This is a genomic window from uncultured Microbacterium sp. (genome assembly GCF_963521645.1).
Lineage (GTDB): Bacteria > Actinomycetota > Actinomycetes > Actinomycetales > Microbacteriaceae > Microbacterium.
The window spans coordinates 1-4,515 of sequence record NZ_CAUQVQ010000132.1 but is presented as its reverse complement, the minus strand read 5'-3'; the positions used below and the strand labels follow the sequence as shown (position 1 = coordinate 4,515).

The 4,515-nt window shown below is 70.2% G+C and carries 6 protein-coding genes and 1 tRNA gene; 1 reads left to right on the top strand and 6 read right to left on the bottom strand.

Annotated features, from left to right (window positions below):
* Positions 1–128: 128 nt before the first annotated feature.
* From mpaA3 to mpaB, 6 genes are read right to left on the bottom strand one after another with little or no spacing between them, the layout of a single operon-like run.
* A complete protein-coding gene (gene mpaA3, locus RWO82_RS15195; protein ID WP_314428368.1) occupies positions 129–248 on the bottom strand; it encodes an MpaA3 family daptide-type RiPP in 120 nt (39 codons plus the stop codon).
* A gap of 35 nt (positions 249–283) precedes the next feature.
* A complete protein-coding gene (mpaA2, locus tag RWO82_RS15190; RefSeq protein WP_314428367.1) occupies positions 284–409 on the bottom strand; it encodes an MpaA2 family daptide-type RiPP in 126 nt (41 codons plus the stop codon).
* A 41-nt stretch (positions 410–450) separates the two neighbouring features.
* Complete coding sequence (gene mpaA1 / locus RWO82_RS15185; RefSeq protein WP_314428366.1) at positions 451–579, bottom strand: MpaA1 family daptide-type RiPP; 129 nt, start codon at positions 577–579, stop codon at positions 451–453.
* A 5-nt stretch (positions 580–584) separates the two neighbouring features.
* Complete coding sequence (gene mpaC / locus RWO82_RS15180) at positions 585–1,769, bottom strand: daptide-type RiPP biosynthesis dehydogenase (protein ID WP_314428365.1); 1,185 nt, start codon at positions 1,767–1,769, stop codon at positions 585–587.
* On the bottom strand, positions 1,766–3,025 hold the full coding sequence (mpaD, locus tag RWO82_RS15175; protein ID WP_314428364.1) for a daptide-type RiPP biosynthesis aminotransferase: 1,260 nt from the start codon (positions 3,023–3,025) through the stop codon (positions 1,766–1,768). Before mpaD ends, mpaC begins: the two co-directional genes overlap by 4 nt.
* A complete protein-coding gene (gene mpaB, locus RWO82_RS15170; protein ID WP_314428363.1) occupies positions 3,022–4,119 on the bottom strand; it encodes a daptide biosynthesis RiPP recognition protein in 1,098 nt (365 codons plus the stop codon). The genes mpaD and mpaB overlap by 4 nt, the downstream gene beginning before the upstream one ends.
* A 237-nt stretch (positions 4,120–4,356) precedes the next feature.
* On the opposite strand from mpaB, the gene RWO82_RS15165 reads away from it, so the two are divergent.
* Positions 4,357–4,444, top strand: a tRNA-Ser gene (locus RWO82_RS15165).
* The last annotated feature ends 71 nt before the right edge of the window (positions 4,445–4,515 follow it).

Below are 4,515 nucleotides of genomic sequence, written 5' to 3'. Positions count from 1 at the left end.
CCGCGCCGCGCCGCGCCCCCCCGTCCGCGGTACTGCCTTCTGCCACCGGCCCCTCGCCCCGCGGCGGGTGACGGGGGGGGGGGGCGCCGGGCGCGCCCCCCCACCCCTCGGTATGTTCGCGACTTCGATCAGGTCGCGATCGCTGCTGCACCGCCGATGATGGCGATGATGTAGCTCGCGTGCTCCCACCATTCGAGCGGGGCATCGATCTGTTCGAGTTCGAGGAACTCGAGTGATTCGGTCTGCACTTGTCACCTCCTCGGTGGACTCTGCACGCGGACTCCTATGTCAGCGCGAGGATGCCGATGATCACGCCGAGGGCGAACCCTCGCGTGAAATCCAGTGAGTCATCCATGGCTTCCATGGGCTCGAGTTCGGTGAACTCGAGCGTCGGGTGTGCGACTTGCATGTTCTTCTCCGTTCTGTCTCGGGTCTCCGTCGACCGTGAGGTCACGTCGCAGCGGCTGCGCCGACGAGTATCAGTGCACCGATCACGCCCTTGTAGAAGCTCTCCCAGCTGGGGGCATCCATCTCGTCGAGTTCCTGGAACTCGACGCGCATCTCGACCGTCTCTGTCATGTCATTCACCTCCTCTGCTCGATCTCCGGAACGTCGGCGCTCACGGCCGACGGGCTCAGGCTCCACAGGGAATCGCGGAGCACGTCGAGGAGATCCGCGGCGACGAGACCGGCGAGCATCGGAAGGCGACCGCCCCACGACCTCTCCGTCGCCGCCGCGATGACGCCCATCGCGTGCGTGCTCGGTCTCGGGGCGAGCGGGACTCCCCACCGGCGGATGAGCGCTGCGATGCCGGCCGGTGGATCGAGCGGAAGTTCGGCCTCCCGCGCCATGATCCCCCAGAAGCCCTCGAGGCACGCGCGGTCGCCCCATCGCCGGTCTCCCGAGCAGATCCGATGCCAGACGGTCGCCACGATGGACGCCGTCGCCACCATCTTGCGCACCTGCAGCGCGAAGGCGACGTCGTTCGCGAGATACCAGTGGCGTGCACTGTAGGGGTCGGTCCCGCGCAGTGCGGCGCTGCGCTGCGTCGCCGCACTCAGCCGCGCGATGCGCAGCCGCGACTCGAGGGATTCGGGATCGCGGGTGGCCGCGGTGAGGAGCGCCCTGCCGACGGCCACGGCGTCGCGGCGTCCTCTCGCACTCTGACGCGCACTCGTCGACGCTCCCGCCAGACGGAGGAATGCCTCCAGGGCGCCCTCCCTGACGGCGGCCGAGGCGAGCGTCATCAGGTTGCAGGGATCGATCACGGCGTGACGGGGGCGCAGCGCGGCGCCGATGATGAGCCGAGAGCCGCTGTCGTTCCTGATGATCCCGACGCTGTTCGTCTCCGACGAGGTTCCGACGGTCGTCGGCACGGCCACGACGTCAACAGCCGGCCGAGAGTCGGGCAGCACGGTCAGCGCCGATCTCGACGACCGCTCGAGGGCGAAGTCGAAGACATGACCGGGAGCGAGCGTCAGTGCCGCCAGTTTGGCGGCGTCGAGCGTGCTGCCGCCTCCGATCGCGACGACCACCTCGGGTCGTCGTCGGGCGAGCTCCTCTGCCACGAGGATGACGGCGTCGACGTCCATCGACCGTGCGTCGACCTCGATCCGTCGGGTCGACGGTGCGCTGAGACCGGCGACCGCGAGCGCCGAATCCGCGATCACGAGCGCATCGCGCCCGGCGGTGAGGCGCGCGATCATCCGGCGTGTGATGCCCTGCCCGTGCCAGAGCGTGCACGGCGGTGCGGGAGACCGAGGCGTCATGCCGATGACTCCTGCGCGCGAGAGAGGCCCGCGCGCACTGCCGAATCCAGCTCGCGGAGCTCTCCCGCATCGAAGCCGTATGCGGGGACCACCTGTATCGCGCTCGGGCCAGGCTGCACCAGCACTCCGCGCTGCGCGATCGCGGACACCACCCGAAGCACCTCCGCGCCCGAGAGCGGAGCCCCGTCCCGGTCGCGAAGACCCAGCCCCACGAAGCACCCCCGCCCCGTCAACTCGTCGACCAGACCGTCGGCCTTCCACCCGGCGGCGAGGAGCGACACGCGCGTCGCGAGCGCGCGCACGGTCGATTCCACATCGAGACGCCGCAACTCCTCGATCACCGTCACGATCGCGGCGGCGCACGCCGGCGTCCCTGCCTGCGTCTCGCCGTGGACGAAGGTCCACCCGCCGCGCACGAACTCGGAGGCGACCCGCGGACCGACGAGGATCGCGGCCGCACCCGCCGCGCCGTTCGTCAACGCCTTCGACAGGATCAGCAGGTCGGGCGGGGCGGGCCAGTCGTCGGTCGCGAACATCGTCCCCGTGCGCCCGAACCCCGTGGCGACCTCATCCGCGACGACCAGGAAGCCGTGCGCATCGCGCAGGGAGAGCAGACGGGAGACGAAGGCATCCGACAGCACATGCGCGCCGCTGCCCAGCACCGGCTCGACGACGACGGCGGCCACCCTGCCGCCCTCCCGTCGCAGCAGCAGCTCGAGCTCTTCCCCGTCATCGGTGTGGCTGACATGGCGCACCGATCTCCGGTCGACGGAATAGACCGACTGGAGCAGGTCCTGTCCGCTCAGCGACTGGCTGCCGTACATCGTGCCGTGATAGCTGCCCTTCAGGCCCACGATCAGGGAACGGGACTCGTCGCGTCTGTGCGACCAGTACTGCCGTGCGAGCTTCATCGCCGCGTCGTTCGCCGCGCCGCCCGAGGTCGAGAAGATCACTCGGCTGTAGCGGTCCTCGCCCGCGACGTCGATGAGCGCTTCGGCGGCGATCTGCGCGTGCCGATGCGGGGCACGGAACAGCGACAGGTACGAGGCCTCGCGAGTCGCCCTGTCGACGGCCTCGGTGATCGCCGGCGCCCCGAAACCGAGGGGCACGTTCCAGAGGCCGCTCGTGGCGCACAGGCGCTCGGACCCGTCGGCGAATCGGATGCGGTTCCCTGCCGCGCCCACGGCCACCTGGTCCGGCGCGAACGTCGTGTCCGCGGGCAGCATCGAGGTCCACAACGCGTGCGGAGCGCTCACGCCGCGCTGCCCATCCGGCTCGCCGCACCGACCCGTGTGCCGAGGTGCACGCCGAGCGCCTCGCGTGCCTCGCGGCAGAGGCGCTCACCCGCCGCGATCGACACGCCGAGTCCGCGAGCGATGCGCCGCGCCGCGACATCGAGCGTGCTCGACGTCTGGGTCGTCTCCACGACCACGGCCGTCGGGGGCGCGAGAAGCTGGCGGCGCAGCGTGGTGATGTCCGCGAGCACGACGCCGTCTGCGGTGTCGAGCAGGAACGGATCCGCCGTCCGCGGCTCGGCATCCGCACCGCCGTCGTCGATCGGCGACCATCCGAAGCCCGAGATCCGGGCTGCGCCGTTGACGAGACCGAGCATCTTCATCAGGTCCGTCGCCCCGAGGTACCTGCCGATCCATGCGGGAGCCGTCGGGTCGAGCGCGTGGATCGCCTGCGCGTCTGCTCCTCGGTATGCCGTACCGCGCCGCCAGGGTTCGGCCAGCGAGGTCCTCAGGTCATCGACGCGGCCGATCGCAGCGCCCCGCACGCCGACGCTCACCCGCCCGTCGGCGCCCAGACGCAGCGAGCTCGGGACGACGACCTCGTCCGGCCTCTCGATCGCCGCCCGGTCGGCGAGCACGACACGCGGGTCCAGCAGAGCGCTCGGGAAGACCCCCGTGCGCCGGGCGAGCTGCGCGTCGTCGACGAATGCACGCCGGCCGACGTCGTCGACGACGCAGACCACGGTCGGCCCGACGATCTGCACGAACGCGGCGGCGACGTAGTCCTGCAGCTCGACGCCTCGCGGCCCGAGGAACAGCTCGTCTCCGATCTCGCGCAGTGCGCCGGTGTATCGCACGGTCCTGGCCTGACCCGAATACGACGCGGACTCCGCGGGGAGCAGCAGCACGTCATCCGGCCGCACCAGCGCATCGAGGTCGTCTGCCGTCGCCTCGCGCTCGACGAGGACCACCCGGGCATATTCGTCGGGCTCGCCGAGGATCCATTCACGGAGCGCCCGCGCTCCCTGCGTCTCCGGCCCCGTCAGCTCGGTCCCGCCGCTCATGAGCGCCCGCTCGATCGCCGGTGACTCCGCCGTGATGCGGTGAATGCGCACGTCTGCATGGCACCTTCCCCCCAGAATGTGTGATGTCGCACGTGGTGCATGTGCTGTCATATGAGGCTATGTGCATGCACGACGGCTCGCAATATTCTTCGTGCGCGATGGACTGCCGCCTCCTCGCACGGCGGAGACCGATGACGACGGAGGCCGGATCATGCGCGCCGGCGCCTCCGCATCCTGCGTGGTCCTGGGCATCCGGTGCGATCGGATAGACTGTTCAGGTTGTTCCCTGGTGACGTGTCCGAGCGGCCGAAGGAGCACGCTTGGAAAGCGTGTGTTGTGCAAGCAACCGCGGGTTCGAATCCCGCCGTCACCGCCAGAAAGCTAGAAGGGTCTCCGCGTCTGCGGGGGCCCTTCCTGCTTCTCCCCGAGCACCGTCACCGCGCCCGT